Source organism: Enterobacter sp. SES19, from assembly GCF_011765665.1.
Classification (GTDB): Bacteria; Pseudomonadota; Gammaproteobacteria; order Enterobacterales; family Enterobacteriaceae; genus Enterobacter; species Enterobacter pseudoroggenkampii.
Window position 1 is genome coordinate 2,868,828 of the sequence record NZ_CP050320.1, and the last position, 26,261, is coordinate 2,895,088.

The following is a 26,261-nucleotide window of genomic DNA, read 5'->3' on the forward strand; positions in this document are numbered from 1 at the left end:
CGGATTCCATTGATTCTATTTTGCGGTTTTGAGCGGACGAATCGCGTCGCTGTTGGCGATTAAGCTGCACTTTAAAACCTGATATTGACCCGGTTCGGTACCGCCTACTTTCTCTTTCAGTAAAGAAACAATCGCCTTGTCAGCTTTTTCAAAATTCTCTGCAGGGAGATTGCTTGCTTCCAGCCATGCGGCCGCGCTGGCCTCTGCATCGTCTTTCAGACTTTTACTGTCCGCAATCTTACTGATGCATCGATTTTGCACCCAGTTTTCAAAGATTTGTTGCTGAGAAAAAGCGCTGACATCAGGCAGGGTTTGGGCATAAACAGCAGAGGCATTTATAGCCAATACCAGCAGTAATAAACGTTTCATTTCAGGCTCCAGAATGTTGCGTTGGTCGGAATAAACGAACCATTACCCGGTGAGCCCAGAAAATGGCAATCATCAGAGCAAATATTACCATTCCAGAGTGTGACATGCCCGGTTGCGTCGCTCCAGCCGTGCCCGGTAAAGATGATAATGCCTTGTTTGCCTGCAAATTGCGCAGGAGTGGGAGAAGAGACAGACATATCGGCATTGCCCAGTACCGTGGGTAGAAATGCAATCATATCTTTAACGCGGAACATATAGCGCTTTTTGTCGTTTCCGGTCACTGTCGCATATTTACTGTTAGCAGGAATAGGAATGCCACAGTAATTTAAAACGTAGCTCATACGAATTGGGCAGGCATTTTTAAAAATACCGGCGTCGATATTATGCTGAACTTTTCCACCCAACAATTTGCCAACCTGTTCTACGCTTACGTTCACTTCTCTGAATCTGTTCCAGGCGGCACCAAAAGCAGGACGCATTTGAGACATCTTGTTTCTCCTTGATAAGAAGCTCCGGATAAAGTGAGCCCTTTCGGGCCCACTATTATTACGCTTCTTTGTTCTCTTTGATGTTCCAGCCAGCGCTGCTTTCAGCACCTTTACCACCCGACGTGGTCTGCTCCCAGTACTGCTGTTTCACTTTCGCAGCCTGGAATGCATAGGTCACACCAACGGTGTCGCCGTTGTCAGCACCGGTGTACTGAACAGAGGTCACCAGCACATCTTCCAGCGTAATGCGGGAGTATTCCACCTGCTGGCCACCGGCTTTACAGACGGACAGCTCAACTTTGGTCAGGTGTTTACCGCTGGCGCAGTGTTTCAGGATAGCGGTGGTGGATTTGTCGATCAGCGCGTTAACGTGCAGGTCGTTAAAGTTAACTTTACCGGCACCGCCGCCACCGCCAACGCTCATATTACCTGGCTGGGAAGCGCCCCAGGAGAAGGAGGTAATATCAGTCCAGCCGGTGTGGTTAGAATCTTTCGATTCGCCCGTAACACCCTCGACCTTCAGAAACATATCAATAGCCATAATATCTACTCTTCGTGGATGAACAATATTGCTTTCGAAAAAGCACTTATATGGCAAACAGGAAAGCATGGGGCTGAATAAAACCGTCCATATTTTACCTCTGCCTCATATCAAATGACCCGTGTCATTTGACAGTCTTACATTCTCCCGGAATAAATGGAAAGAATGTGAAGTCTTTTACTACTCTGGGTTATCCTGGATCCAGCTACGGTCAGGATCGCCAATGATGACTTGCGGAACCAGTTTGTTCAGTTCGTCGCTATGATAAAGACGTATACAGTTTAAGGTTACGCCTTTGACATCGGGTTTTCGCTCTGAATGAAAACCATTAATTTGATTTTTATATTTTTCGATGAGGGCATTCACTTTATCCGTGCCATTTTCAGCATCAAAAGGTATCCACTCAATAAATGCGCTCGCACTTCTGGCCGCATCAGCAGAAAACTGACTGCCTTTATCTGCCACCTGAGCAAGACAGCGCGCCAGAACTAAATCTTTTAAAACCTGCCGGTATGTTTGCTGCTGATAAAAATCAGGATAGTTATTTCCGGCACACACATAAAAGGTCATAAATACGAGGAAAAAACAGAAATGTTTCACCTTATATCCTTTGCCATCGGCCCCACAGCGCATCAGCTATCCAATTCCAACCGGTTCAGCAGTGGAGCGTTCTATAAGCCAGTCCGATGTTGACAGGGGCTTAATTCTCCCATTGCATCGGTAATGATTTCAGAAGCCCGCTGTTTGCTCTCCTGCTCAGATAAATGGGCAAAGCGAGAGTAAAGAAATTCATGAACCGTATTGGGCAAAACCGGATGACCTTTACACCAGGCCTTCCCCTCTGATGCATCAACCACGCCTAATAGATACATATCCGCCTTAATGCGCTCGCGTTCATTCGTTTTTGAAAGCCAGGCACTGGCGAAGCGCGCTGCGCTGAGATTGAAATCGTACCCCGTTAATAAGCCCGGGTCGCGAAGCAAATTTGACGTATCATCCTGCGGTAATGCTGTTGCGTCAGGATAAGAATCATTTCCCGTTTGTGCTTCAGCCAGAGACGCGATAAACAACAAAACGATTGCAAACAGGTTTATTTTATTCATTGTAATATCGCGTTAGTGGAATACCTTAATTAAATACAAGCCAGCACGAGGTATTAACGTTTCTCTTTCCATTTCTCTGCAACAACGTAGATACCTATCGCTAATGCATTAAGTCCAGCACATAAGAATCCATGCATTGCGATTCGCGGGACATCTTCTGGCCAGTCAAAGATAAACAGATAGTAGCCGGATACCGTCACAAACAGCATGAATGAAATAATTAACAACGCATAAGCCATTAAATAGATGATGAATTTTCTTGTTATCGCTTTCACAGGTAAATTCATTAGCTATCTCGTACTCACAATAAGGCTGCCGGCCCCAGGAGGCCGGCTATCTGCATCACGCGTCTTTCGTCTTCAGCGACGGCAGTTTAGATACCAGACGCAGAGAAACGGTCAGACCTTCCAGCTGGTAGTGTGGACGCAGGAAGAACTTCGCGGCGTAGTAGCCCGGGTTGTCTTCAATCTCCTGCACCTGCACTTCCGCAGCTGCCAGCGGTTTACGGGACTTGGTCTCCTGAGAGGAGTTCGCCGGGTCACCGTCGACGTAGTTCATGACCCAGTCGTTCAGCCAGCGCTCCATCTCTTCGCGCTCGCGGAAGGAGCCGATTTTGTCGCGCACGATGCACTTCAGGTAGTGGGCAAAGCGGCAGCAGGCGAACAGGTACGGCAGGCGTGATGCCAGGCGCGCGTTAGCGGTCGCATCCGGGTCGTGGTACTCCGCCGGTTTCTGCAGGGACTGCGCGCCGATGAAGGCGGCAAAGTCGGAGTTTTTGCGGTGAACCAGCGGCATAAAGCCGTTTTTCGCCAGCTCGGCTTCACGACGATCGCTGATGGCGATCTCGGTCGGGCACTTCATGTCCACACCGCCGTCATCGCTCGGGAAGGTATGGCACGGCAGGTTTTCCACCGCCCCGCCGGACTCCACGCCGCGAATCGAGGTGCACCAGCCGTACTCTTTAAAGGAGCGGTTGATGTTGGCGGCCATCGCGTACGCGGCGTTCGCCCACGAGTAGCTGTTGTGGTTCGCGCCGTCGGTCTGCTCCTCAAAGTCAAAGCTGTCGACCGGGTTGGTGCGAATACCGTACGGCAGGCGCGACAGGAAGCGCGGCATCACCAGGCCCAGATAGCGGGCATCTTCCGATTCACGCAGCGAACGCCAGGCGGCGTATTCGGTGTTCTGGAAGATCTTGGTCAGGTCGCGCGGGTTGGCCAGCTCCTGCCAGGACTCCATCTGCATCACGCCCGGCGCGGTACCGGTAATGAACGGACAGTGCGCCGCAGAGCCGATGCGCGCCATTTCACCCAGCAGCTCAACGTCCTGCGGGCTGTGGTCGAAGTAGTAGTCGCCCACGATGCAGCCAAACGGCTCGCCGCCGAACTGACCGTACTCCTGCTCGTAGATTTTCTTGAAGATCGGGCTCTGGTCCCAGCCCACGCCCTTGAAGCGCTTCAGGGTACGGCCCAGTTCCTGCTTGGAGATGCTCATAAAGCGGATCTTCAGCATCTCGTCCGTTTCAGTGTTGTTCACCAGGTAGCTCAGACCGCGCCAGGCGCTCTCCAGCTTCTGAAACTCTTCGTGGTGAATGATCTGGTTCACCTGCTGCGACAGCTGCTCGTCGATACCGGCAATCAGGTTCTGAATGGTACGGTAGGTATCGTTCGAGAAGGTGACGGTATTTTCCAGCGCCTGCTGCGCCAGGGTTTTGACCGCGCTTTCGACGGCGGAGCGGGCCTGATCGGTTTTCGGGCGGAATTCTTTGTTCAGCAGCGCGCTGAATTCATCCTGGCTGAACGCCTGACCCGCCTGCTGCTCGTGTTGTTGAGTCTGGTTGCTCATCGATTATTCCTCGCTACCTTTCGCGCTTTCGTCATTTTTCGGCAACTGGCTCAGGGATTTGAGCAGCGTCGGATCCTGCAGAATTTTAGCGATCAGCTCTTCCGCACCGTTTTTGCCGTCCATGTAGGTCAGCAGGTTAGAGAGCTGGGTACGCGCTTCAAGCAGCTTGTTCAGCGGCTCAACCTTGCGGGCCACCGCATCCGGCAGGAAGTCGTCCATGCTGTCGAAGGTCAGATCCACGTTGAGCTTACCTTCGCCGGTCAGCGTGTTATCCACCTGGAACGCTACGCGCGGCTTCAGCGCCTTCATGCGTTCGTCAAAGTTGTCGATGTCGATTTCGAGGAATTTACGCTCGTCTACGGCCGGCAGGTTTTCCACCGGTTTGCCGACCAGATCGGCCATGACGCCCATCACAAACGGCAGCTGAATTTTACGTTCTGCACCGTAGATCTCTACGTCGTACTCGATCTGCACGCGGGGAGCACGGTTACGTGCGATGAATTTCTGCCCACTGTTACTCATTGCCATGATGTTCTCCATCAAAGATGCGCGGTGAAGGTGAAACGGCAGGCTCCATGCCTGTCGTCATAATGCCTGGACGCGCTATTCGCGGCGCCCAAAGATGTTTTCCAGTTGGTTAACGCCGTCTGGCGCCAGGTCGCGAATAATGTCCATAAAGTTAAGTTCTGACAGCCGCTGCACCCGTTCAATCATCAGCGGTGCGGGGTGGCTCGGTTCGTACTGCGCAAAATACTGCTTCGCTTTTTCCAGCATCAGCTGCGCGTCGGCGCGGCTGGTGACCTGTACGCTTCGCCAGTCGGTGACCGGCTGAGCGGGCTGCGTTGCCGCCGATTGCTGCCCGGCCTGTGGTTCTGCCTGCGCCTCACGGTTCGGCAGCAGCTTGCTGATGTCGGTCACCTGACACGCGCTGGCTACCAGTCCGACGGTTTTCAGCAGTTGCTCCATCTCGGGCACGCCGCTTTCACCGAGATGCCCGGTGAGCAGCTCGCGAATCGCCAGCAGCCGTTCGTTAATGACGATAACCGCTGCGGTTCCCGGCTGGTCGCCGCGGGCCAGCTCGTCAATCAGCCGTGGACGGCCGCCGGGATAGTCCGGACATTCCGTCTTACTGCCGTCCAGCAGGGCCTGGGCATCCCGGAGCGAAATTTCATCGCCGTTTGAACGCAGAAGCGAGGCGTTTCGCACGGCGACGGTGAGGTCGGATTTATCGCTGAGCCCCGCCAGGGCGTTAATGCGATAGAACGGATCGGTTTCGCCATACTCTTCCAGCAGCGGATAGAGCGGTTCCCAGTAACGGGCGATCGCCTCCTGCACCAGCAATAATCCGTCCGCGTAGCCCGCCAGCCCGCGGCGGCGCGTCCAGGCATGGGTTAACGCCAGCAGGACGCGAAGATCTTTGGTGCGGGTCAGCAGGCTGGTGGCGTATTTTTCTACCGTGTTCCAGTCTGCGGGCTCTGCCGGGATAATGGTGTCGCCAAACTGCTGTTCCGCTTTCCCAAGACTTGCCTGATTCATGATCTGGAAGTCAGCGTCGTACTCCAGGTTTTCGCCGCAGGGCTTGTCGGAGCTTATTGGCGCGAGAAATTCTTCGATATTCATAAGATCCCTGCTTATTCAAACATGGGCGGATAGAGACCGTGACGCCCCGGACGGGCGCCCCCTGCCGGGTCGAACAGCAGGGTGAAAAGCTGCCCGGTAAAGTTACCGCTGTGCACGTGGGTGTATAGCGGGTAACCGTCGCAGCGGTTGGTCCACCAGTAGCTGGTCTGACGTAGCGGATCAAAACACTCCGCCGCCTGAGGCCAGCCCAGCGTACTCTGGCCGTCCTCGTCATAGCCAATCACATCCAGGATGTCGGAGCGCTTTTGCGGCTTGACGGGCTGCGGCGCCGGAATGGTCATCAGCATCTCATCCAGCTGCGAGGCGGAAAAACTGTTGCGCACCGCGTGCAGCCCCAGGCGCCCAATCTGCTGGTACCAGCTTTCTGCCTGGCTGAGCAGGCTGGTCGACCACTCTGACGGGGCGAAGCTCAGCTGAAGGCAAACCGGGTACTGTCGGCCAACGCTGTCGCGGCCGGGCAGCAGACAGCCCATCTGGATCATCTGGCTGCCCAGCATGGGCGGTACCACATAATTCCAGACTGGCGCTTTCTGGAACTGGCGCTCGCCGCTGCGCTGCTCTTCCTGCTGCCAGGCCAGCAGACCGACCTGAAACCAGTGTGACCACTGGCGCTGTAAAGTGTCAGGAAAGCGACGCTGCAAAAAATCTCCGGCGCTGGGTAATTTGCCATACCAGCTGTAGCGGTTCATCGCAGGGGTATTCGTCATACGGCTGTCCTTGCGGTTATGGGCATGAGAAACGGGGAAGCTGGAACGGGTTGCGAATGCTGTTTGGCGCAAACTCCAGCGTGACCTGATGTCCGTCGACGTTGAAGGTGGCCTGACGGCTCAGGCTACCCGCGCCCGGGCTGGTGCTCGCTTTATCGAAGAAGCGGTTGAGCGCCCAGGCGCCGTTGGTGACCAGCGTCGCCGTGCTGCCGTTCGCCAGCCCCAGCTGCATGCGTACCTGGTTGGTGCCGCCCGGCCCCGGCCAGTTCATGATCTGCACGGCCTGCGGACCGTGGCTGTAGCGCAGCAGCTGGCCGTCAACGTCCAGGGTCAGGTTCAGAATGGTGTTATCCATTCGCACGGTGCGAACCGTCACCTTGAAGGACGGCGTCGTTGCGCCATTAGCAAAGAAGGCGTCGCGAATCGACTGAGCCTGCTGGAACGGTCTCAGCAGCCCTTCACTTCCCGGCAGCGTTTTCCCGTCGATGCCCGGCATAAAGCGCCAGTTGGCCTGCGTGGTGTCCACCTTATTGGTCAGATTGTCGCGGAAGAAGGCGTCCATGAGCCCGGTACCCGGCGCAAACATGCGCGCGAGATCGTCAGGGGTGACCTCGGTGCTGGCGCTGCGCACCAGCGGGTAGCGACCGGCAATCGCCTGACGGCAGAAACCGCCCACTTCAACGTTAATTCGCTTACGCACGTTTTCCAGATCACGACGCTGGGTATCGCTGCTGGCGCCCACCGCCATGTTGCTGAACATGGTTTGCAGCCCGCCCGGCAGACGACCGGCGCTGGCCTGCAGACGGCTGATCGCCTCACCGCCCGGTGCCGGCATCCCGCTGTTGGCCGCGTCCTGAACGGCGGTCAGGTAGCGATAGAGTTCATCCACCTGCTTGAGAAAATCATCAAACACGATGGTCTTTCCCCCCTTCTCCAGCGGCTGCGCCAGCTCAATCATCGGCGCATAGTGGTCGGTGACCAGCTGTTCCGGCGACTGGGTGACCACGGCGGCCTGGGTCGGCGCTGCGTCATTGTTGCTGAACAGGGCTTCCAGCGTACGGGTGGCGCGGTTGCTTTGATCCTGCGCTTTGCCTGCATCTTCTGGCGCTGGCGCATTGCGTGACAGCGTCAGGACCTGGCTCAGGTTCTGCACCAGACGGCGCAGCGGCGAATTGCCGCCGGAGAGCAGACGCGCGGTGTTGATGCGCTGGGAAAGGTCGGCGCTGTTATTGAGCTGAATGTCGGCGAGGAAGCGATCCCAGTTGGCGATAAAGTCGCGCATGTAGAGCTGGCGCACGGCGTTATCGATCTGCTGTTTATCTTCCTGCGCCGTGGCGGCCCCCAGCACCCAGGCGTCATCCTCGTGCAGGGCGGTGGTAACGCTGTCAATCTGGCCGTTAAAGCTTTTCCAGTAGCCGTCCGGCGTATAAAGACCCGGTACGCCTTCGCTCACCGGCTTGCCGCTTTTGCGGGAAAATACCAGCTCGCTCTGCGGTCCGCCGAGGTCGGAAAGTGAGACCGGCTTCAGGTTGTCATCATGTTCCAGCAGGCGCTTGAGGCGACCGTAGACGCGGGTTGAAAGCGGCTGCTGGTTGATCATCGCTCTTTCGCGGGCAACCAGAGATTCATCCTGCGCGTACGGCGAGGCCTGAATTTTCGGTTCCAGCAGCTGCGTCAGGTGCCATTCAAGCTGCTGCAGCTGCGCCTTCGTGACGTTCTGCGGCAGATTCCGCTGCAGATTGAGCATCACCCACGAATGCAGGAATTTGCCGTCATAGTGCTTCGGCTGATACAGCATCTGATAGGCTTTCAGCGCTTCATAGCTGTATTCCACATCGCTGCCGTTGTCGTTGCGAAGCCAGGTAGTGATGTGCATGGCGACGGCAGGGAGCAGCATCTGATCCAGCGCTTTCTGGTACAGAGACTGCGCGGCATCGCTGACGTCATCCCCGCGATAGAGCCCCATGCGGCGGGATACGGGCGGATCGTTCACATCAAACGCGTCGCTTTTCGGCAGGTCAACCAGACCATTCAGCAGCGGCAGCAGATCGAACAGGTCACGCTGCGGCTGGTTCTGTAGCGCTTTGCTCTGCTGGTCGAGCAGCGGCACCTTCGCATCCACCTCTGCCAGATAGGTCTTGTTCTTGGCATAGCTGGTGAGCCACAGACCGCCGAGGATAACCAGCAGGGCCAGCAGCGCCGCGTAGCCGGACCAGATCACCGCCCGGTTGCGCAGCTCCCACCAGCGGTTTTCCCCGGCGATCCCGGCTTCCTGGAAGATAACGTTTTGCAGCAGGTTCTTAATGAAGAAACTCTGGCCTTTAGCACCCGGGATAGGCGCTTCTTTGCTGACCGAATCCCAGTTATCCGCCTCGCCCCCTTCCGGCAGCGACAGGGCGCGGTTCAGTTCGCCCATCACGCGGTCGAACGGCATGCCTTCCTGCGTCCCGCTGGCGAAGTAGATCCCGCGCGGGGAGAACTCGGTTTCGAAGTTGGAGCGGGCAAAGACCGTGCTCAGGTAGTCTGCCAGCAGCGGACGCAGCGCGGCGAACTCCTGGGGGAAGAGATACGCTTCTGCGCGGGTTTTCGCGTCATGCTCTTTGAGCATGGTTTCCGGCAGCCCGGCATCAAGGCGCTGCTGTAGCAGAGAAAACTCCTGCTGGAAGTTGCCCATCAGGTCGTAATCAGCGTGCTTGGTTTGCTCCCACGGCAGCGTAAAGCCCCAGATCTGGTCGCGCTGCGCTTTATCGTAGTCGGCAAACCACGCGCGGAAGCCTTTAAGCAGGTCGGCCTTGGTCACCATCACGTACACCGGGAAGCGGATACCCAGCTGCTCGTGCAGCTCGGACAGACGCTGGCGCAGGTTCACCGCCTGCTGGCGGGACGCCTCGGCGGACTGGGTGAGCAGGTCAGAAATGCTGATGGTGATGATGACGCCGTTGATCGGCTGGCGGCGGCGATACTTACGCAGTAACCCCATGAACTCCAGCCATTCGCCGGCGTCCTGCACCTGCTCGCTCTCCTGGGTGGTATAGCGGCCCGCCGTGTCCAGCAGCACCGCCTCATTGGTGAACCACCAGTCGCAGTTGCGCGTGCCGCCAATTCCCCGCAGCGCGGTCTTACCGAAACGATCGGCCAGCGGGAACTGCAGCCCGGAATTGACCAGCGCCGTGGTTTTACCGGAGCCCGGCGCGCCGATAATGACGTACCACGGCAGCTGATAGAGATATTGCGTGCTGAAGCGCTGCGTCCACTGGGCGCCCTGGCCCGCTTTGCTGAAGTGCGCTTTTTTAAGCATCTGCGCGGCTTCATCAAAACGGCTGGCGAGGATCTGCTCCTCGCTGTTCAGCCGCTTCTGCGGATCCGCCGCTTCCGGGCTGGCGGTATTCTCCTTGAGCTTGTCCATCAGCTTGCGGTTCAGCCAGGCGTTGTACAGGCGCGGCAGAATGTGGCCCTGCGCCCAGAGCAGATAGACCACGGCAATGCTGATAATACGGTTTTGCTCAGACTCAAGCGGTCGGGTGTCCACGATGGACAACAGGGGACCAATCATCCAGATCACCGCCGCCAGCGCCGTGACGCCGAGGAAGCTCCACAGAATGCGGTTGGTCAAAATGGAAAGAAGTGTAGTCAGCATTCCTTAGTTTCCTTGCGGCAATCCGTTCAGCTCAGCCTGAGTGTTTTCAGGCGACACCAGCAGAGTAATTTCCACACGGCGGTTACGGGCGCGATTTTCAGGCGTCGTGTTCGGCGCCACCGGGTTAATCTCGCCCCGCCCTTCCGCTTTCACGCGGCCAGGCTGAGAGAGGCTTCCCTGCAGCATTTTCTGTACCGAGCGGGCGCGTTCAAGAGAGAGTTCATAGTTAGAGGCAAAGCGCGCGCTGCGGATCGGCACATTGTCGCTGTAGCCCACCACCAGAATTTTGCCGCTGACGTTATTCATCGCCTGCGCAATGCGGTGGATGACCGGTTCATAGCGGTCACGCACGACTGTAGAGGCAGAAGCAAACAGCCCGTCGCCCTTCAGGATAACGACGCTGCGATCCGCTTCGTCTTTCACCGCGACCAGGCCAGCCTCGATTTCAGGTTTCAGGAAGCCGCGCAGGTTCAGCACAGCCGGAAGCTGACGCGCCGGTTGCTGAATAGTGGTTTCCGGCAGCTGGGACTGATAAATCTTCGCCAGCACCGGGTTGGTGTTATCGCCAAGACGCCAGTTAAGCACGATATAAAACAGACAGGCGATAAACCCGGCCAGCGCCACGCAGGCCCACAGGGGAACCATCGGCCGCCAGAGCTTGCGCAGCACCGGACGATCTTCCGGATGGGGTGAAAGCGGCGGCGGATAGCTGCCGCGCACACCGCGGATCATCTGCCACAGCCGCTGCTTGATGGTTTCAAGCTGGGTGCGGCCGTTATCCAGCACCCGATAGCGTCCTTCGAAGCCCAGCAGCAGGCAGTAGTTGATCATCTCCAGCAGCAGAATGTGCTCGCGCGGGTTTTGCGACAGGCGCGCCAGCAGCTGGAAGAACTTCTCGCCGCCCCAGGTTTCGTTATGGAACGTCACCAGCAGACCGTTGCTTGACCAGACGCCGCTGCTGCCCCAGGGGGTGAGCGCGGCGGCCTCATCGAGCGCCGTACACAGGCAGTAACGAGCCCCGACGATCACTTCGTAGGGCAGTCCCGCCTGCTGGCAGCGGACTTCGAAACGGCGAATCTCATCAATCAGGCGCTGGCGTAACGCCACCTGATCGTCATGGGAGATTGAGTGACGGATCTGCGGAATCGCATTGAGCAGCGGATTGGCGGCCGCCACCAGCTGATTGTTGCTACTGGCTCCGGTAAAGGCGGCATCACTGCCGGTGTCCTGTCGTTCCTGCATATTAAGCGCTCGCTTTATTATTCTGTCGGGCTACGGATGGCCCAAAACTCCATATCCAGCCCCGGGAATTCCCCTGCAAGATGCAGGGCGAATGCACCGGACTTATCCATCTCGTGCCACAGCTCGCTGCCCTTCTCCAGTTCAAAGTAGCTATAGCCGGCATGCCACGGGATCTGCGGCGGCGCGACCGGCATGGCGCGCAGCATAATGCCCGGCAGCTGAAGCTGAACCAGATCGCGGATTTTCGAGACCGGCGCGACCTTCATCTGCGCCGGGAAATGGGTTTGCAGGTGTTCGCCTGGCACGTTGGCTTTAACCGCCAGCACGAAGCCGAACTCACGCACCATGCTGGTTTCAGGCACCGTGGCGATGTTCAGGCCGTGAGAGCGTTCGTTAAGCGGCAGCTGAATCGCGTGGTCTTCCATCACCAGCGACAGCCCCTGACGCAGCATCAGCATCAGCTTGCTGAAGCAGTTTGCCAGATCGTCATGATCGTAAATCGGCAGCACGCTTTCAGCGGTACGCTGGGACGTCCAGGTGGCAAGCTCGGTCGCAAACGGCAGCCAGCTGCGCCAGAGCGTTTCCGGATGCAGCAGCGGGAGGGTTTTTAAATGAGAAACCTCGCCCAGATGACGGTTAACCAGCGACAGCAGCGTGAACTCAATCAGCTCGGAGGTATTAAAGCGACCGGGCTGGCGCAAACGACCGCCAATTTGCTGGCTGCGCTGCACCAGCAGACCGTGCAGATCGTTGATCATGCTGTAGATCTGCGGGCTGTTGTTGGCGTTGAGCATCGGCGGGATGTAGCTGTTGTCGAGCCGCACGTGGTTGTCGTTACGCTTCTCGGTCACAAACGCCACGCCGATGGCGGTCCACTCTGCCGTGAGGTCTTTTTCCAGCATCAGGGTCAGACGCAGGCGGCCAAACTGGACGGTGGCATCCCCCACCGACATGGCGTTATCGTCTTCCACCTCTTGCTCGTAAGCGATGAAGCGCGCCAGCGAGGCCGGTTCTTCGCTAAAAATCACCTCTTCTCTCTCGCCACGACGTACCGGCAGCGCAAGCACCACCTTTTCGTTAGTGAGATTGTCAGGAATTTTCAGCGGTGCAGGGCCGTTGCGCCCGTTACGTACCTGGAAAAAGGTGCCGTCCGGCAGCAAACCGCTGCAGTAGCTCAGGGCAATGCATCCCTGACGAAGCATCGCTTCATCCAGTTCAACGTCGAGAAAGCCCCAGAGATACGACCGCTGTAGTGCGCCCCATTCACGAACATGGTTGAGCAGATAGCTTTCAGTCCGCTGAAAATGGTGTGGACGCAGGAACATGCCTTCGGTCCAGACGACCTTTTCTGCTTTCGTCATGATGATGTGTTTCCTGTTTTGAAGCGCGTTACTGGCTGATGACACGAATGCCGTTCACGTCGAGAAAAACGTTGGCCTGAAGTTCATCTGCGGACCATTTCCAGAACTGGTAGATATGATTTTCGCCAGGCACAGGCAGAGGGAGTGAAACGCGCCATTTTTTGCCATCCAGCACCTGATACTCCGCCATCACGCCGATGTAGCGGGCCTCCGGAGAGCTTTGCCCGCTGAGGGTTTTGGACAGCTGTCCCGGCATCAGGAAGAACACGTCGCTGTTCAGCAGATTCGCGCCAAGCGTGGCTGACGCGTTGTTCTGCAGGGAGTAGAAGTCGCTGGACATGAAATCCGCATCGGATTTCAGCAACAGCACCCGGACCTTAAGCGGCGCAGATTCATTGATTTGTGGATGAGCCTGAAACTGCAGATTGTAGCGGGAGGGGTCGCTGTGTGAAGACGACGTACAACCACTGACCAGGGCGAAAATCGCCGCGTAAAAGAATAACCACAGCTTATGAAAATTTTTATTATTCATAAAAATGCGCTCATGAAAGCCGTTTAGTTCAGGATCCAGGTACCGTTAGCGCTGTCTTTGCAGGCTTTGCTGTTGCCATCGACATCGACACAGGTCGCTTTTTTACGCACCTTTGGACGAATCGCCTGTTTACGCACGGCGGCGTCGTACTGGTCGGCCTTGATAACCGCACGCATCGGGACGTAACCAATCAGCTGATCGTTGCCTTCGTCGGCAAGCGCCATCCAGTAGTGTTCAACCTGCCCCAGCACCACGTACGTTTTTCCGGTCTCGAGATTACGGATAACTTTGCCGCCGAAGTCAGGTCGGCTCATCAGGGAAGCCGGATACATGGCACGATACGGTTCGTTGACCGGCGTGAACTCCGTCGGCGGCGTCACAGCGTGACGGTGGGTTAAGGTAACGCCGTTGACCTGGCTGGTCTCGATCGTATCGTCGTTGATCACAGGTTTTTGCGGCGCTTTACAGCCCGCCACCGCCATTACAAACAGAAGTGAAAACAGTACGCGCATTTTCATATGCTTTTCCGTAGCGATATTTCGATGATGGAGATAAGGGGATGAAGTTTGACTTAAGTGCTATTGTTAAAATAGCCAGGATATTTTCGGGGCGTTACTATGTTAAGGGCATAGCTACCGCACGAGCCCTTCAGAATAAGGCCCAGCATCTTCCTGACATATTTTGACAAACGGTAAGCAAGTTTACATGAGCTTCGCATCAATTCAATATTTACCGCCGCGTAACTGTTGGTAAATGAAGCAGTCGGAAAATTATAGGATTAATCCTATGAAAAAAAAACGATTTGCCCCACCCTTTCTTATTTCCTCACTGCAAAACCACATAACATGATGTTTTATATATTAAAAACACAAAAGAGAACCACTTTCATTAACGCAATAACGCTATTATCGCCACTACCATAATTAGTAGAATTCGCGTTTTTTTGATGTCAAAGGAATATATCTCCGATGAATTATTTGTTGCACTAACAAGGTATCTTTAATATTGAACACGCTTCATCGCTTGGGTGAGAATATTTCACTTAATGCAGCCCGACGTTAATTTCATGCCGCAAAAAAACTGTATATTTTATGTCGTGATAATTCCACAGTAAGGTATACCTTATATCTATTATTCATTAAGCCTGAGTAAACCTTCCTGTCATTTCCTCAAACCCAAAATGCCTCCAGCAGCCCGCCAGACGTGAATCGTGGCGATATCTCCAGCGCATCAGCTTCATTCGAAGTTTTACTGGTACTACATCCTTCCTTACTCACCGTCATCTATCTCGCCTACCGACCGATAGATAAGATTTATTATTAAAATGATAAAATTTCGTTATAATTTCTTTAAATATTTAAACATCAAATCCCATAAACCGCTGTAATAAAAAGAATTTAAGATAAGGCACCTTCCCGCACCGCATGCGCGTAGCCATACGGTCGTCATTGCTTTTGCTTATTGTCCTGTGCAGCGCTTCTATGGGTTCAGATGTTGTTGACCGAACAAATCAGGAGTGGGTATGAACAAGAAAAGACGCTCGGTGCCAGGCATCAGACACTATGACGGCCCTGCCGGCGGCTGGGGGGCACTAAAAGCGACGGCCATCGCGGTACGTACCCAAATGGATACCCTTGACGCTCCCGCGACGCTGCTGCGCACCAACCAGCCTGACGGCTTCGACTGCCCGGGCTGCGCGTGGCCTGATAAAGAACACAAATCGACGTTCCAGTTCTGCGAGAACGGCGCCAAAGCGGTGACCTGGGAAGCGACCAGCAAACGCGTCACCCCCGCGTTTCTGGCTGAAAACAGCGTCTCCTCGCTGCTGGCAAAATCGGACTTTGAGCTGGAAGGCTACGGTCGACTCACGCACCCCCTGCGCTATGATCGGGCGAGCGACACCTTCCGCCCCGTCGACTGGGACGCGGCGTTTCAACGCATCGGCGAAGTATTGCGCGGGCTCGATCCGGACCAGGTCGAATTCTATACCTCAGGACGCGCCTCTAACGAAGCGGCGTATCTGTTCCAGCTGTTTGCTCGCGAATACGGCACCAACAACTTCCCCGACTGCTCGAATATGTGTCACGAGGCCACCAGCGTCGGTTTACCGCGTTCAATTGGCATCGGAAAAGGCACCGTTTCGCTGGACGACTTCGATAAGACCGAGCTGGTGATCTCCATTGGTCACAACCCCGGCACCAACCATCCGCGAATGATGGGGACCCTCCACGAGCTGGCCCGCCGGAACGTGCCGATTATCGTCTTTAACCCGCTGCGCGAACGTGCCTTGGAACGTTTCGCCGACCCGCAAAGCGTGATTGAAATGGCAACCTACAGCTCCACGGATATCGCTTCGACCTATTTCCAGGTGAAGGCCGGGGGCGATGCCGCCGCGCTGAAAGGCATTGCCAAACACCTGCTGGAAATGGAGGCCGAACGCGGTGACGTGCTGGACCACGCATTTATTGCCGAACACACCCAGGGCATTGAGGCGTTCACCGCCGATATCGCGCAAACCCGCTGGGACGACATCGAACGCGAGTCGGGTCTGAGCCTGGCGGCGCTCAAAAAGGTCGCCGAAGCCTATGCAAAATCGAAGGCCACCATCATTACCTACGGGATGGGGATTACGCAGCACAACAAAGGGACGGCCAACGTCCGCCTGATTGCCGACGTGCTGCTGCTGCGGGGGAATATCGGCAAGCCCGGCGCGGGAATATGCCCGCTGCGCGGCCACTCAAACGTGCAGGGGAACCGTACCGTCGGGATTAGCGAGAAACCCACGCCGGCATTCCTTAATCGCCTGACGGACGTGTTCGGCTTTGAGCCACCGTCGCACCACGGACACGACGCGGTGCAGGCCACGCAGGCGATGATCGACGGCCGCGCGAAAGCGCTCATCTGCCTCGGCGGCAATTTTGCCGTCGCGATGCCCGATCACGAGCGGGGTTTTCCGGCGATGGGTAACCTGGATTTGAGCGTGCACGTCGGCACCAAGCTCAACCGTACCCATCTGCTGGTGGGCAAAGAGACCTTTATTTTCCCGTGTCTTGGCCGTACAGAGCTGGATGTTCAGGCCACCGGCCGCCAGTCCATTACCGTCGAAGACTCCATGTCGATGGTGCATGCTTCATCCGGCAAGCTGAAGCCCGCTTCGCCGTTGCTTCGGTCGGAACCCGCTATCGTCGCCGGCATGGCGAAAGCCACCCTGCCGGATACCCGCGTGGACTGGCTGACGCTGGTTGAGGATTACGACCGCATCCGCGATCTGATCGAGCAGACCATTCCGGGCTTTGAGAACTATAACGCGCGGATCCGCGTTCCCGGTGGTTTCCGTATGCCGCTGCCACCGACGCAACGTATCTGGCCAACGGCGACGGGAAAAGCGATGTTCTCGGTGTTCGACGGGGTTCACGAGAACGCCAGCGGTGAAGGTGAGCATGTTCTGCGCCTGATCACGCTGCGCAGCCACGACCAGTACAACACCACCATTTACGCCCTGGACGACCGCTACCGTGGCGTATTTGGCCGTCGCGACGTTCTGTTTATGAACGAAGACGATATGGCGCAGTCAGGGCTGGAACACGGCGACCGCGTGGATATCGAAACCGCCCTGCCCGGCAGCGTTCAGCGTCTGAAAGACATTACCGTGGTGGCGTACAACATCGCGCCGGGGACCGTCGGCGCCTATTATCCGGAAGCCAACGTGCTGGTACCGCTTGATTATCTGGATAAGGACAGCGGTACGCCGTCGTATAAATCCGTTCCGGTTCGCATCACCCTGCGCTCAAAAGAGATCCGCATGCTGTAAGGCTGTTCGCGCAGAGAAAAAGATGGATATTAAACAGTTAAAATATTTAATCGCGCTCGACGAGACCCGCCATTTTGGCAAGGCTGCCTCGCAGTGCAACATTACCCAGCCGACCCTCTCCATGCGCATCCGCAGCCTGGAGGAGGAGCTCGGGCTGGTATTGATTGTGCGCGGGCAGCGCTTTGAAGGGTTTACGCCGGAGGGTGAACGCATCCTCGCGTGGGCCCGCTCGCTGCTGGCCGCGCATGACGGGCTACAGGCGGAAGCCGCGCTGTGCAAAGGCCAGGTGGTGGGCGAACTCCGTCTGGGGATGGTGCCGCTGGCGAGCGTGGATCCGATGATTTTTATTCGCCATTTGACGCAAAAATACCCGGAGCTGACCTACAGCCTCTATTCTATGTCCTCCGCGCAGATTGCCGACGGCGTCAGCCGCAATCAGCTTGAGCTGGGAATTTGCTACCTCAACAGCATTGACACCAGCCAGTTCGATATTATCCAGCTTCCCAAAACGAAGATGGGCCTGCTGCATGACGTCCGTCATTTCCAGCTCGGCCAGGAGACATTGACCTGGCGCGATCTGACGGATTTTCCGCTGGGGTTCCTGACCAAAGGGATGCACTACCGGGCGCATATGGAGGCCGGCTTTAAGTCTCTCGGCATTGAACCGACGGCCGTTTTCGAGAGCGACTCGACGTTCCAGATCATTCAGGCGGTTCAGAGCGGCGTATGCTGCGCCGTCATGCCGCTGAACAACGGGCTGGAAGCACTGAACAGCCATTTCAGGATTGTCCCCATCGCTGACGCGAACATTGAGGCCCCTGTCGGCCTGATTATGCGCAGACAAAAGCCTATCTCCTCGCTGGCGCTGCGCTGTTTTACCGACGCGCAGGAGATTTATCACGCGGACAATGAGGCGTAGGCCTCGCGCGTCACCACGCTAAAACCGCCGATCAGCACCGCGTCACAAATCGCCCGATGTTCCGGTGAACTGACCAGCGCATGGAGCGCATCGCGAATGGCGTTTAGCGTTTCAGGTGAGGTGTTATGCGAAGCGATCAGCGGCAGTCCCGGCGTCAGCGGGGTATGGTCAATGATCGCCAGCCCCGCAAGCCGTTCCGGCTCATGGCGCTGCAGCAGTGCCCAGGTTACGCAGTCGATGGCCGCGATATCCCCTGCCCCGCGTTTCACATCAATCAGCGACTGGCGATGGCTGCCGCTAAAGGACGTTTGCGCGAAAAATGGACCGCCACTCAACAGGGGAGCCACTTTTTTTCGCAGCGCATTGTAGCCAGACTGGGAATCCGCAGAGTTACAGACCGCCCGTCGTCCGCGAAAGTCCGCCAGCGTCAGGTGTCGATCCTCCTCGCGCACCACCAGAAAGCTGCGGTACTGGATCCCTTCGCAGCCCGGTGCCGTGTAGTGAAAACAGCCGACCACCTGCACGTCCGGGAGCTGCGTGACCAGCGGGTAACCACAGGTCTGGCTAAGGATAAGCCCGGGCTGTTGCCAGTGCGTGAGCAGATCGGACTCCGGCCAGTCGGGGACATCATCGACGGGCACACCGCGTGCAGCCAGCAATCCCTTAACCGCCAGCCAGAGCGCGCGCGTGTCGGCGCGATCCACCGCATACATGGGAAACGCCAGCAGGTTACTCATACCCTTCCCCCTGTTGTTTTCCGGGGTGAACGGTGACGTCGACGGGTCTGACCCAGAACCGGCGCAGCCATTCACCGTAGCCCCTGACGAGAAAACCACGGTTTCGCTCCCGGTACGCCTCCCGGTTTTGCTGGTAGATCGTCTTCAGCCCGTACCAGGGAACGCCCGGCAGATCGTGATGTACTGAATGGTAGTTGAGATTCAAAAACAGCACCCGCCAGAACAGCCCGGCCTCGTTAATGACGGAGCGCGCCAGCGGATCGTCCGCCGCACGATGTTCGAAAAACGATCGCACCTTGGTCAGCGCGAGCGCGGGATAACTGACCGCAAGCACGAACCAGACGGGTGAAAAATCGATATGCGTCATCCAGACGAAGAGTACCGCCAGCAGCGTGATGTGAACCAGCCACATCGTCATCGCCCTCAGGTGAAGATGACGAAACGCCGCCGCGGCGCTGCCCAGCGTCTGGACGATATCCAGCAGCGGCGCCAGCAGAAGCCGACCGGCAAAGGTATTTCGGGCCCGGATCAGGCGCTTCTGCCTGGGAGAAAAGCGCCCCCAACTCTCGTCGGTAAAATAGTACGACTCCGGGTCATCCACCGGATGGGTCAGGCTATGGTGCCGATGATGGGCAAGATGGGAGTCCCGGTACAGGCCGTACGGATACCAGACCGCCAGCGGGAGCGTGCCAAACAGCTGGTTAAGCCAGGCAAAACGCGTGGGGTGTCCGTGGATCAGCTCATGCTGCAGGGACATGTACCAGGCGCTAAACCAGACGAGCAGCAGCGTGGCGGGCAGCAGGCCGAGCGTTTGCCAGAACGTCAGCGTGCCAAACCAGCCTGCATAAACAGTGATAATCAAAAGCCAGGTGGGCAGTTCGCTTCGCCATATAAAACCCGATGCGAGATGGCGGATTTGTTCGCGTTGTTGCGGATGTAAATAGAGGGAGCTTCGTTGACTCATTTCTTCGGACGCCGTTTCGCCAGAGACAGAGCCCTGACGATCGGGGATAACGCCTGAAATAACAAAGAACTTAAATCGCTTTGCTTTGCCAGAAACACAGAGCGCACGCGTTGCTTGACTTATTCTGTGATAAAGGTACTTTTCAGGACATGAAGAAGATCCTGATTATCGTTCCCGACGGCGGCATGCTGTTTGAAGCCGCCGGTATCGCCGACATTCTGATGCAGGCCAACCGGCTGCATCCGGAAGGGCTTGCGCAGCCCCGCTACCGGATTATCATCGCCACCACGCAGCCTCACCAGGTGATCCACGGCCAGTCCGGCCTGAACCTGCTGGCGGACTATCGTCTGCCTGAGCTGGAGCCGCGTGAACCGCTGGATACCATTATCATCACCGGACGCGGCATGAACGAGCTGGAGAGCACGGCGGTGGTGGACTGGCTGCACCTCGCTGCACCGCATGCCCGGCGGGTAGCCTCTATCTGCGGCGGCGCGATGCTGCTGGCCCAGACCGGCTTGCTGGACGGTCGTCGCGCCACCACCCACTGGCGGCTGCTGGAGACGATGCAAACCCAGTATCCGGCTATCCACGTCGAAGGCGGTCCGCTGTATATTCAGGACGGCCCCATCTGGACCTCCGGCGGCGTAAGCTCCGGGTTCGATCTGACCCTGGCGCTGGTGGAGGACGACTACGGATTTACCCTCGCCCGCGACGTGGCGCAGGATATGGTGATGTATCTCCGTCGTCCCGGCGGCCAGCTGCAGTTCAGTCGTTACAGCCTGCAGCAGCCCGGCGCATCGGGCCCGATAAGCGAACTGCAAACCTGGATCCTGCAGAACCTCACCGCCGATCTGTGCGTGGAAAATCTGGCCGAGAAAGCGGCAATGAGCCCGCGTAATTTCACCCGCGTGTTTACCCGCGAGGCCGGGGTCTCTCCGGCCCGCTACGTGACCGAAGCGCGTCTGGCCGCCGCCCGCCAGCTGCTTGAGCAGACCCGCGATCCCCTTGAGCGCGTTGCTGAGCAAAGCGGGTTTGGCACCAGCATTAATTTGCGCCGCATCTTTGAGAAACAGCTTCACCTTACCCCCGGCGAGTACCGCCAGCGATTCCATTGCCGCAAGATGGCGTAATCTGATCCTTTTTTGTCGTTTACGCCAACCAGCCCGACGCCTACAGTGACTCCAGACAACAGAGATAAGGAGTGCACCATGGTTAAGGTCGGTATTAACGGTTTCGGCCGTATCGGACGTAATTTCCTGCGCGCGGCGCTGGGTAACCCGGATCTGCAGATTGTGGCCATTAACGATCTGACGGACAGTAAAACCCTCGCCCACCTGCTGAAACATGATTCCCTTCTGGGCAAGCTGCCCGCACCCGTTGAAGCGGCTGACGGCGCGCTGCAGGTAGACGGGCAGCGGATCACGGTGTTTAGCGAACGCGATCCGGCGAATATTCCGTGGCGTGATGTCGGCGCCGACGTGGTGATTGAGGCCACGGGCTTCTTTACCGAGCGGGAGAAAGCGGCGGTACATATCACCCACGGCGGCGCTAAGCGCGTCATCATTTCCGCTCCCGGCAAGAACGACGACCTGACGATTGTGATGGGCGTTAACCATGACCAGTACGATCCCGCCCTGCACGCGGTGGTAAGCAACGGGAGTTGCACCACCAACGGTCTGGCACCGGCCGCGCAGGTGCTGCACCAGCAGTTCGGGATTGAGCATGGCCTGATGAACACGACGCACGCCTACACCAACAGTCAGGCGCTGCACGATCAGCCGGAGAAAGATCTGCGCGGCGCACGCGCGGCGGCGCTGTCGATTGTGCCCTACTCCAGCGGCGCGGCGAAAGCGCTGGGGAAAGTCATCCCCTCCCTGGACGGCAAGCTGACCGGGTACTCCCTGCGCGTGCCGGTGCCGGTGGTGTCGATTGTGGATTTAACCGTGACGTTGAGCCGCAACGTGACCGCCGAAGAGGTGAATGACGCGTTCCGCAACGCGGCCGCCAGCGGGCCCCTGAAAGGCATTCTGGGGTATAGCGATGAGCCGCTGGTCTCCAGCGATTACCAGGGCGACCCGCGATCGTCGATTATCGACGGGCTTTCCACGCTGGTCATTGGCGGTAACATGGTGAAGATCCTGGCGTGGTATGACAACGAGTGGGGCTTCTCCAACCGCCTGGTGGATCTGGCGGTGCTGATGGATAAGAAAGGGCTGTAAGCCTGAGGCCGGGTGGCGCTAACGCTCACCCGGCCAAAAATCATTCCGCTTTCACTTTCACAGCCATAAACACAATCACCATCGCCATCACCAGCAGGAAACCGCTGCCCGCGAATACGCCGCTGGCGCCGTTGAGGTCAAATACTGCCCCGCCTCCGGCCGCACCGGCGCTTATCGCCAGCTGGATTGAGGCCACCAACAGCCCCCCTGCACTTTCGGCTTCATCCGGAACAGTGGTGGCAAGCCAGGTTGACCAGCCCACCGGAACCAGGCCAAATGCAAAGCCCCACAGCGCGACCAGCAGCCCGTCCAGCATGGCCAGATGACCAAAGGCGACCATCATGAGCGCGAGTACGCCCATCGCAAACGGCACCAGCGCCAGCGTCAGGCGCAGATTGCGTGCCAGCAGATGCCCGGCAACGGAGGTGCCCACAAAGTTGGCAATACCAAAGCCCAGCAGGATCAGTGAAATGGTCTCCACGCTCGCCTGGCCCACCGTTTCCAGGAACGGACGCAGGTATGTAAAGAAGGCGAAATGGCCGCTGAAGATCAGAATGGTCGCCAGCATGCCGCCGATCATCCCCGGACGACGCAGCACGCGGAACAGCGTACTCAGGCTGCCGCTGCTCTCAGGTTTCATGGACGGCAGGACCCAGAGCTGCCACAGCAGCGCCAGCATGCTTGGCAGAATGCAGAGGATAAAGACGTTACGCCAGCCGATCAGGCTGCCCAGATAGCTGCCCAGAGGCGCCGCGACTACCGTGGCAATCGATACGCTGGAGAAGATCACCGCCAGTGCTTTCGGCACTTTATCCGCCGGAACCAGACGCATCGTCGTGGCCGTCGACATCGCCCAGAATCCCCCGATGGCTATCCCCAGAAGCAGGCGCCCCATCAGCAGGACGTGCAGATTGGGCGCAAAGGCCACCAGCAGGCTGGAGATAATTTGCAGCACCGAGAAAAACATCAGCACCCAGCGACGGTCGATACTTTTGGTTGCCGGGGTGATCAGCAGCCCGGTCACCAGCGCCACCAGCGCGGTGGCGGTGACGGCCTGTCCGGCCATCCCCTCGGTCACGCCCAGGCTCGCGGCCATTGGCGTTAACAAACTGGCCGGCAGAAATTCTGCCGTAATCAAACCAAATACCCCCAGCCCCAGTGAATAAACGGCCCGCCAGGCGGGTTTTGCAGGCGCTACCGCCTCGCTCGCCGCGACACATGAACTCATCTGTTGATCTCCCGTTATAAAAATGTGACTACAGTCGCAAAAGAATAGAAGGTTCACCCTGGACGATCTATGACATATAATCTCCACTTATTGATTATTCGTCCGGAGTTGCGCCATGACCGTACAGTCACCCGATTTGATCAGCGAACTTTTACGCGGCATGCGCCTGTCGGGCGTGAAATACCGGCGCATTGAAGCCAGTGCGCCATTTGGCGTCGCGTTTCATCAGGCTCCCGGCCGGGCGCAGTTTCATTTTGTGAGCCACGGTAGCGCTCTGCTGCGCATGGAGAGCGGAGCAACGTTCGAACTGAGCGGTGGCGACGCCCTCTTTATTCCCGGCGGGAATTCCCATGCCCTGCTCTCTGACGAGCAGGCTCCTCTTACCTCTGTCAACGCCTTTCCGAGCGAGCCTATCTGCAGCTCGGTCTGCGCCATCACCTGCGAGCCCTGCCCGGAGAGCGAGAACACCCTCATCTTTAGCGGGTGCATGGATTTTGAGCTGGGCGGAATGCAGCCGCTGATCAAGGCAATGCCGGAAGTGATGATGGTCAGCCGGTTAATGTCCACCTGGCCGGAGATCCACCCGCTGCTGGCGGCGATGGAGCGGGAGTCCGTGGCACGTCAGGCCGGGTTTGCCGGGATCCTTGCGCGACTGGCCGACGTGGTCGCGGCGTTAATTGTGCGCGGCTGGGTTGAAGGCGGCTGTGGTAAAGCCACCGGCTGGGTGCAGGTTTTGCGCGACCCGCGCCTGAGCCGGGCCATTTACGCCATGCACCAGCAGCCGGGCCTGAACTGGAGCGTCGCGGATCTGGCAAAAGAAGCGGGCACGTCCCGCTCCGTGTTCGCCGAACGGTTTCTGGCCGCGACGGGAACCACTCCGGCAAAATATCTCAGCGAGCTGAGGATGCGCCTGGCCATCCAGTACATTCGCCATGAAAATCAGCCGATAGAAACCGTCGCGCTGCGGCTGGGGTACGGCTCTCTGGCGGCATTTAGCCGGGCATTTAAGCGCATTATTGGACATGCGCCGGGCACGCTGCGGGAAGCCAGCCAGACGCCGGAAGAGGTCTGACTGGCCAGCAATATTTAACGCGAAGCGGGCAATATTCGTCTAAGGTTTTCAGGTGATTGACAACAGCGGTCACGCTGTTTAGTGAAGACAGGAGACGAACTGATGATAAGACCTCGTACACTACGCCCCGCGTTCTTGACCCTTGCGTTGGGCGGCGCGCTGCTCGGCGTAACGACATTCGGTTATGCCGACGATAGCCCCGCAGCCCAGACAGCCTCACCCGATATTTTGCTGGGCCCGCTGTTTAATGATGTGCAGAGCGCCAAACTGTTTCCCGATCAGAAAACCTTTGCGGATGCCGTCCCCAAAAGCGACCCGCTGATGATTCTGGCGGACTATCGGATGCAGCACACGCAGTCCAGCTTTGACTTACGCCACTTTGTCGAGATGAACTTTACGCTCCCTGCGGAAGGGGAAAAATATGTTCCGCCTGCTGGACAAAGTCTACGTGAGCATATTGACGATCTCTGGCCCGTACTGACGCGCACCACGGATAAAGCTAGCAACAAATGGGATTCCCTGCTGCCGTTACCCAAACCTTACGTTGTGCCCGGCGGACGTTTCCGCGAGGTCTACTACTGGGACAGCTATTTCACCATGCTGGGCCTGGCAGAGAGCGATCATTGGGACAAAATCAGCGACATGGTGGATAACTTTGCCTATGAAATTGACACCTTCGGCCACATTCCCAACGGCAACCGCAGCTATTACCTGAGCCGATCCCAGCCGCCGTTCTTCTCGCTGATGGTGGAACTGCTGGCAACGCACGACAGTGATGCGCTGAAGAAGTATCGTCCGCAGATGGAAAAAGAGTATGCCTACTGGATGGACGGCGTCGACGCCCTTCAGCCGGGTCAGGCCAACAAGCGCGTGGTGAAGCTGGATGACGGCGCTGTTCTCAACCGCTACTGGGATGACCGCGACACTCCGCGCCCGGAGTCCTGGCTTGACGATGTAAATACCGCCAAAAGTAACCCTAACCGACCTGCGACCGAGATCTACCGTGATTTGCGTTCCGCCGCGGCCTCGGGATGGGACTTTAGCTCCCGCTGGATGGACGATCCGCAAAAACTCGGCACCATCCGGACCACCAGCATTGTCCCCGTGGACCTGAATGCCCTGATGTTCAAGATGGAAAAACTGCTGGCGCGAGCAGGCCAGGAGAGTGGCGACGCCGCCAGCGCAAGCAAATATGAGGCGCTGGCAACGGCGCGTCAGAAAGCCATCGAGAGCCACCTGTGGAATGATAAAGAGGGCTGGTACGCGGATTACGATCTGAAGAGCAAGAAGGTACGCAATCAGCTCACGGCTGCGGCCCTGTTCCCGCTTTACGTGAAGGCGGCGGCGCAGGATCGGGCCGATAAAGTCGCCGCGGCAACCTCATCGCGCCTGTTGAAACCAGGCGGTATTGCGACCACCACCGTCAACAGTGGCCAGCAGTGGGATGCACCAAACGGTTGGGCCCCGCTGCAATGGGTGGCCGCGGAAGGGCTGCAGAATTACGGGCAAGAGAAGGTCTCGATGGATGTGACCTGGCGCTTCCTGAAAAACGTTCAGCATACTTATGACCGGGAAAAGAAACTGGTCGAGAAATACGACGTGTCGACAACCGGTACGGGCGGCGGCGGCGGCGAGTATCCGCTGCAGGACGGCTTCGGCTGGAGCAACGGGGTGACGCTGAAGATGCTGGATCGGGTCTGCCCGAAAGAGAAACCGTGCGACAGCGTGCCGGAGAATCGGCCTGCGGCGAATGATGAGGTGGCGCCGGTAAAAGCGACGGCGCAGTAAGTGAGTATTGCCGGGTGGCGGCTACGCCTTACCCGGCCTACTTTTTAAACTCACAGGGCT

At 57.5% G+C, this 26,261-nt stretch carries 24 protein-coding genes; 6 read left to right on the plus strand and 18 right to left on the minus strand.

Annotation, left to right across the window (positions count from 1 at the left end):
• Positions 1–15: 15 nt before the first annotated feature.
• The 15 genes from GXP72_RS13705 to GXP72_RS13775 all read right to left on the minus strand — a co-directional run bounded on the left by GXP72_RS13705 (position 16) and on the right by GXP72_RS13775 (position 13,981).
• Complete coding sequence (locus GXP72_RS13705) at positions 16–369, minus strand: T6SS amidase immunity protein Tai4 family protein (RefSeq protein ID WP_208762998.1); 354 nt, start codon at positions 367–369, stop codon at positions 16–18.
• On the minus strand, positions 366–857 hold the full coding sequence (locus GXP72_RS13710; RefSeq protein ID WP_061714909.1) for a type VI secretion system amidase effector protein Tae4: 492 nt from the start codon (positions 855–857) through the stop codon (positions 366–368). The genes GXP72_RS13705 and GXP72_RS13710 overlap by 4 nt, the downstream gene beginning before the upstream one ends.
• Positions 858–915: 58 nt before the next feature.
• Positions 916–1,398: a type VI secretion system tube protein Hcp gene (locus tag GXP72_RS13715; RefSeq protein ID WP_008502640.1), complete on the minus strand. Its 483-nt coding sequence runs from the start codon at positions 1,396–1,398 to the stop codon at positions 916–918.
• 180 nt (positions 1,399–1,578) lie between these two features.
• Positions 1,579–1,998, minus strand: coding sequence for a T6SS amidase immunity protein Tai4 family protein (locus GXP72_RS13720; RefSeq protein ID WP_024909836.1), 420 nt, complete (start codon positions 1,996–1,998; stop codon positions 1,579–1,581).
• Positions 1,999–2,069: 71 nt separating this feature from the next.
• Positions 2,070–2,501 carry a Rap1a/Tai family immunity protein gene (locus GXP72_RS13725; protein ID WP_208762999.1) on the minus strand — a complete coding sequence of 144 codons (432 nt, stop codon included), beginning with the start codon at positions 2,499–2,501 and terminating at the stop codon, positions 2,070–2,072.
• Between the two features lie 53 nt (positions 2,502–2,554).
• Complete coding sequence (locus tag GXP72_RS13730; protein WP_208763000.1) at positions 2,555–2,776, minus strand: hypothetical protein; 222 nt, start codon at positions 2,774–2,776, stop codon at positions 2,555–2,557.
• A 67-nt stretch (positions 2,777–2,843) separates the two neighbouring features.
• A complete protein-coding gene (tssC, locus tag GXP72_RS13735; protein WP_014884232.1) occupies positions 2,844–4,343 on the minus strand; it encodes a type VI secretion system contractile sheath large subunit in 1,500 nt (499 codons plus the stop codon).
• A 3-nt stretch (positions 4,344–4,346) separates the two neighbouring features.
• On the minus strand, positions 4,347–4,871 hold the full coding sequence (tssB, locus tag GXP72_RS13740; protein ID WP_008502644.1) for a type VI secretion system contractile sheath small subunit: 525 nt from the start codon (positions 4,869–4,871) through the stop codon (positions 4,347–4,349).
• Between the two features lie 75 nt (positions 4,872–4,946).
• A complete protein-coding gene (tssA, locus tag GXP72_RS13745; protein WP_208763001.1) occupies positions 4,947–5,963 on the minus strand; it encodes a type VI secretion system protein TssA in 1,017 nt (338 codons plus the stop codon).
• 11 nt (positions 5,964–5,974) lie between these two features.
• On the minus strand, positions 5,975–6,691 hold the full coding sequence (tagF, locus tag GXP72_RS13750; RefSeq protein WP_208763002.1) for a type VI secretion system-associated protein TagF: 717 nt from the start codon (positions 6,689–6,691) through the stop codon (positions 5,975–5,977).
• Positions 6,692–6,707: 16 nt separating this feature from the next.
• Positions 6,708–10,328: a type VI secretion system membrane subunit TssM gene (gene tssM / locus GXP72_RS13755; RefSeq protein WP_208763003.1), complete on the minus strand. Its 3,621-nt coding sequence runs from the start codon at positions 10,326–10,328 to the stop codon at positions 6,708–6,710.
• 3 nt (positions 10,329–10,331) lie between these two features.
• Positions 10,332–11,570: a DotU family type VI secretion system protein gene (locus GXP72_RS13760; protein WP_024909830.1), complete on the minus strand. Its 1,239-nt coding sequence runs from the start codon at positions 11,568–11,570 to the stop codon at positions 10,332–10,334.
• Between the two features lie 17 nt (positions 11,571–11,587).
• Positions 11,588–12,931 (minus strand): type VI secretion system baseplate subunit TssK, encoded by a 1,344-nt coding sequence (gene tssK / locus GXP72_RS13765; RefSeq protein WP_208763004.1) that lies wholly within the window; start codon positions 12,929–12,931, stop codon positions 11,588–11,590.
• 28 nt (positions 12,932–12,959) lie between these two features.
• Positions 12,960–13,463, minus strand: coding sequence for a type VI secretion system lipoprotein TssJ (gene tssJ / locus GXP72_RS13770; protein WP_024909828.1), 504 nt, complete (start codon positions 13,461–13,463; stop codon positions 12,960–12,962).
• Between the two features lie 23 nt (positions 13,464–13,486).
• Entirely contained in the window at positions 13,487–13,981 is a 495-nt protein-coding gene (locus tag GXP72_RS13775; protein ID WP_024909827.1) for a hypothetical protein, read from the minus strand.
• 1,004 nt (positions 13,982–14,985) lie between these two features.
• Here GXP72_RS13775 and GXP72_RS13780 point away from each other — a divergent pair.
• Together GXP72_RS13780 and GXP72_RS13785 are read left to right on the plus strand one after the other, a co-directional pair.
• On the plus strand, positions 14,986–17,274 hold the full coding sequence (locus GXP72_RS13780; RefSeq protein WP_208763005.1) for an FdhF/YdeP family oxidoreductase: 2,289 nt from the start codon (positions 14,986–14,988) through the stop codon (positions 17,272–17,274).
• A gap of 22 nt (positions 17,275–17,296) precedes the next feature.
• On the plus strand, positions 17,297–18,193 hold the full coding sequence (locus GXP72_RS13785) for a LysR family transcriptional regulator (RefSeq protein WP_024909825.1): 897 nt from the start codon (positions 17,297–17,299) through the stop codon (positions 18,191–18,193).
• On the opposite strand, the gene GXP72_RS13790 is transcribed toward GXP72_RS13785, so the two are convergent.
• Positions 18,172–18,930, minus strand: coding sequence for a PhnD/SsuA/transferrin family substrate-binding protein (locus tag GXP72_RS13790; RefSeq protein WP_024909824.1), 759 nt, complete (start codon positions 18,928–18,930; stop codon positions 18,172–18,174). The two genes, GXP72_RS13785 and GXP72_RS13790, sit on opposite strands and share 22 nt — an antisense overlap.
• Entirely contained in the window at positions 18,923–19,894 is a 972-nt protein-coding gene (locus GXP72_RS13795) for a fatty acid desaturase (RefSeq protein ID WP_024909823.1), read from the minus strand. The genes GXP72_RS13790 and GXP72_RS13795 overlap by 8 nt, the downstream gene beginning before the upstream one ends.
• 149 nt (positions 19,895–20,043) lie before the next feature.
• Here GXP72_RS13795 and GXP72_RS13800 point away from each other — a divergent pair, with 149 nt between their 5' ends.
• Both GXP72_RS13800 and gap read left to right on the plus strand, forming a co-directional pair.
• Complete coding sequence (locus GXP72_RS13800; protein ID WP_208763006.1) at positions 20,044–21,024, plus strand: helix-turn-helix domain-containing protein; 981 nt, start codon at positions 20,044–20,046, stop codon at positions 21,022–21,024.
• A 78-nt stretch (positions 21,025–21,102) separates the two neighbouring features.
• Positions 21,103–22,113, plus strand: coding sequence for a type I glyceraldehyde-3-phosphate dehydrogenase (gene gap / locus GXP72_RS13805; protein ID WP_208763007.1), 1,011 nt, complete (start codon positions 21,103–21,105; stop codon positions 22,111–22,113).
• Between the two features lie 40 nt (positions 22,114–22,153).
• Here the strand turns inward: gap and GXP72_RS13810 are convergent, their stop codons facing one another.
• Positions 22,154–23,341: an MFS transporter gene (locus GXP72_RS13810; RefSeq protein ID WP_208763008.1), complete on the minus strand. Its 1,188-nt coding sequence runs from the start codon at positions 23,339–23,341 to the stop codon at positions 22,154–22,156.
• A gap of 115 nt (positions 23,342–23,456) precedes the next feature.
• On the opposite strand from GXP72_RS13810, the gene GXP72_RS13815 reads away from it, so the two are divergent.
• On the plus strand, positions 23,457–24,413 hold the full coding sequence (locus GXP72_RS13815; protein ID WP_208763009.1) for an AraC family transcriptional regulator: 957 nt from the start codon (positions 23,457–23,459) through the stop codon (positions 24,411–24,413).
• Positions 24,414–24,515: 102 nt separating this feature from the next.
• Entirely contained in the window at positions 24,516–26,201 is a 1,686-nt protein-coding gene (locus GXP72_RS13820) for an alpha,alpha-trehalase (protein WP_148770141.1), read from the plus strand.
• Positions 26,202–26,261 lie beyond the last annotated feature (60 nt).

Coding starts and splice junctions, on each gene's coding strand:
- GXP72_RS13715 (WP_008502640.1), bottom strand. CDS start 1,398: ATGGCTATTGATATGTTTCTGAAGGTCGAGGGTGTTACGGGCGAATCG.
- tssJ (WP_024909828.1), bottom strand. CDS start 13,463: ATGAATAATAAAAATTTTCATAAGCTGTGGTTATTCTTTTACGCGGCG.
- GXP72_RS13820 (WP_148770141.1), top strand. CDS start 24,516: ATGATAAGACCTCGTACACTACGCCCCGCGTTCTTGACCCTTGCGTTG.
- tssA (WP_208763001.1), bottom strand. CDS start 5,963: ATGAATATCGAAGAATTTCTCGCGCCAATAAGCTCCGACAAGCCCTGC.
- GXP72_RS13760 (WP_024909830.1), bottom strand. CDS start 11,570: ATGCAGGAACGACAGGACACCGGCAGTGATGCCGCCTTTACCGGAGCC.
- gap (WP_208763007.1), top strand. CDS start 21,103: ATGGTTAAGGTCGGTATTAACGGTTTCGGCCGTATCGGACGTAATTTC.
- tssM (WP_208763003.1), bottom strand. CDS start 10,328: ATGCTGACTACACTTCTTTCCATTTTGACCAACCGCATTCTGTGGAGC.
- GXP72_RS13725 (WP_208762999.1), bottom strand. CDS start 2,501: ATGAATAAAATAAACCTGTTTGCAATCGTTTTGTTGTTTATCGCGTCT.
- GXP72_RS13775 (WP_024909827.1), bottom strand. CDS start 13,981: ATGAAAATGCGCGTACTGTTTTCACTTCTGTTTGTAATGGCGGTGGCG.
- tssK (WP_208763004.1), bottom strand. CDS start 12,931: ATGACGAAAGCAGAAAAGGTCGTCTGGACCGAAGGCATGTTCCTGCGT.
- GXP72_RS13815 (WP_208763009.1), top strand. CDS start 23,457: ATGACCGTACAGTCACCCGATTTGATCAGCGAACTTTTACGCGGCATG.
- tssB (WP_008502644.1), bottom strand. CDS start 4,871: ATGGCAATGAGTAACAGTGGGCAGAAATTCATCGCACGTAACCGTGCT.
- GXP72_RS13790 (WP_024909824.1), bottom strand. CDS start 18,930: ATGAGTAACCTGCTGGCGTTTCCCATGTATGCGGTGGATCGCGCCGAC.
- tssC (WP_014884232.1), bottom strand. CDS start 4,343: ATGAGCAACCAGACTCAACAACACGAGCAGCAGGCGGGTCAGGCGTTC.
- GXP72_RS13795 (WP_024909823.1), bottom strand. CDS start 19,894: ATGAGTCAACGAAGCTCCCTCTATTTACATCCGCAACAACGCGAACAA.
- GXP72_RS13800 (WP_208763006.1), top strand. CDS start 20,044: ATGAAGAAGATCCTGATTATCGTTCCCGACGGCGGCATGCTGTTTGAA.
- GXP72_RS13810 (WP_208763008.1), bottom strand. CDS start 23,341: ATGAGTTCATGTGTCGCGGCGAGCGAGGCGGTAGCGCCTGCAAAACCC.
- GXP72_RS13780 (WP_208763005.1), top strand. CDS start 14,986: ATGAACAAGAAAAGACGCTCGGTGCCAGGCATCAGACACTATGACGGC.
- GXP72_RS13785 (WP_024909825.1), top strand. CDS start 17,297: ATGGATATTAAACAGTTAAAATATTTAATCGCGCTCGACGAGACCCGC.
- GXP72_RS13710 (WP_061714909.1), bottom strand. CDS start 857: ATGTCTCAAATGCGTCCTGCTTTTGGTGCCGCCTGGAACAGATTCAGA.
- tagF (WP_208763002.1), bottom strand. CDS start 6,691: ATGACGAATACCCCTGCGATGAACCGCTACAGCTGGTATGGCAAATTA.
- GXP72_RS13705 (WP_208762998.1), bottom strand. CDS start 369: ATGAAACGTTTATTACTGCTGGTATTGGCTATAAATGCCTCTGCTGTT.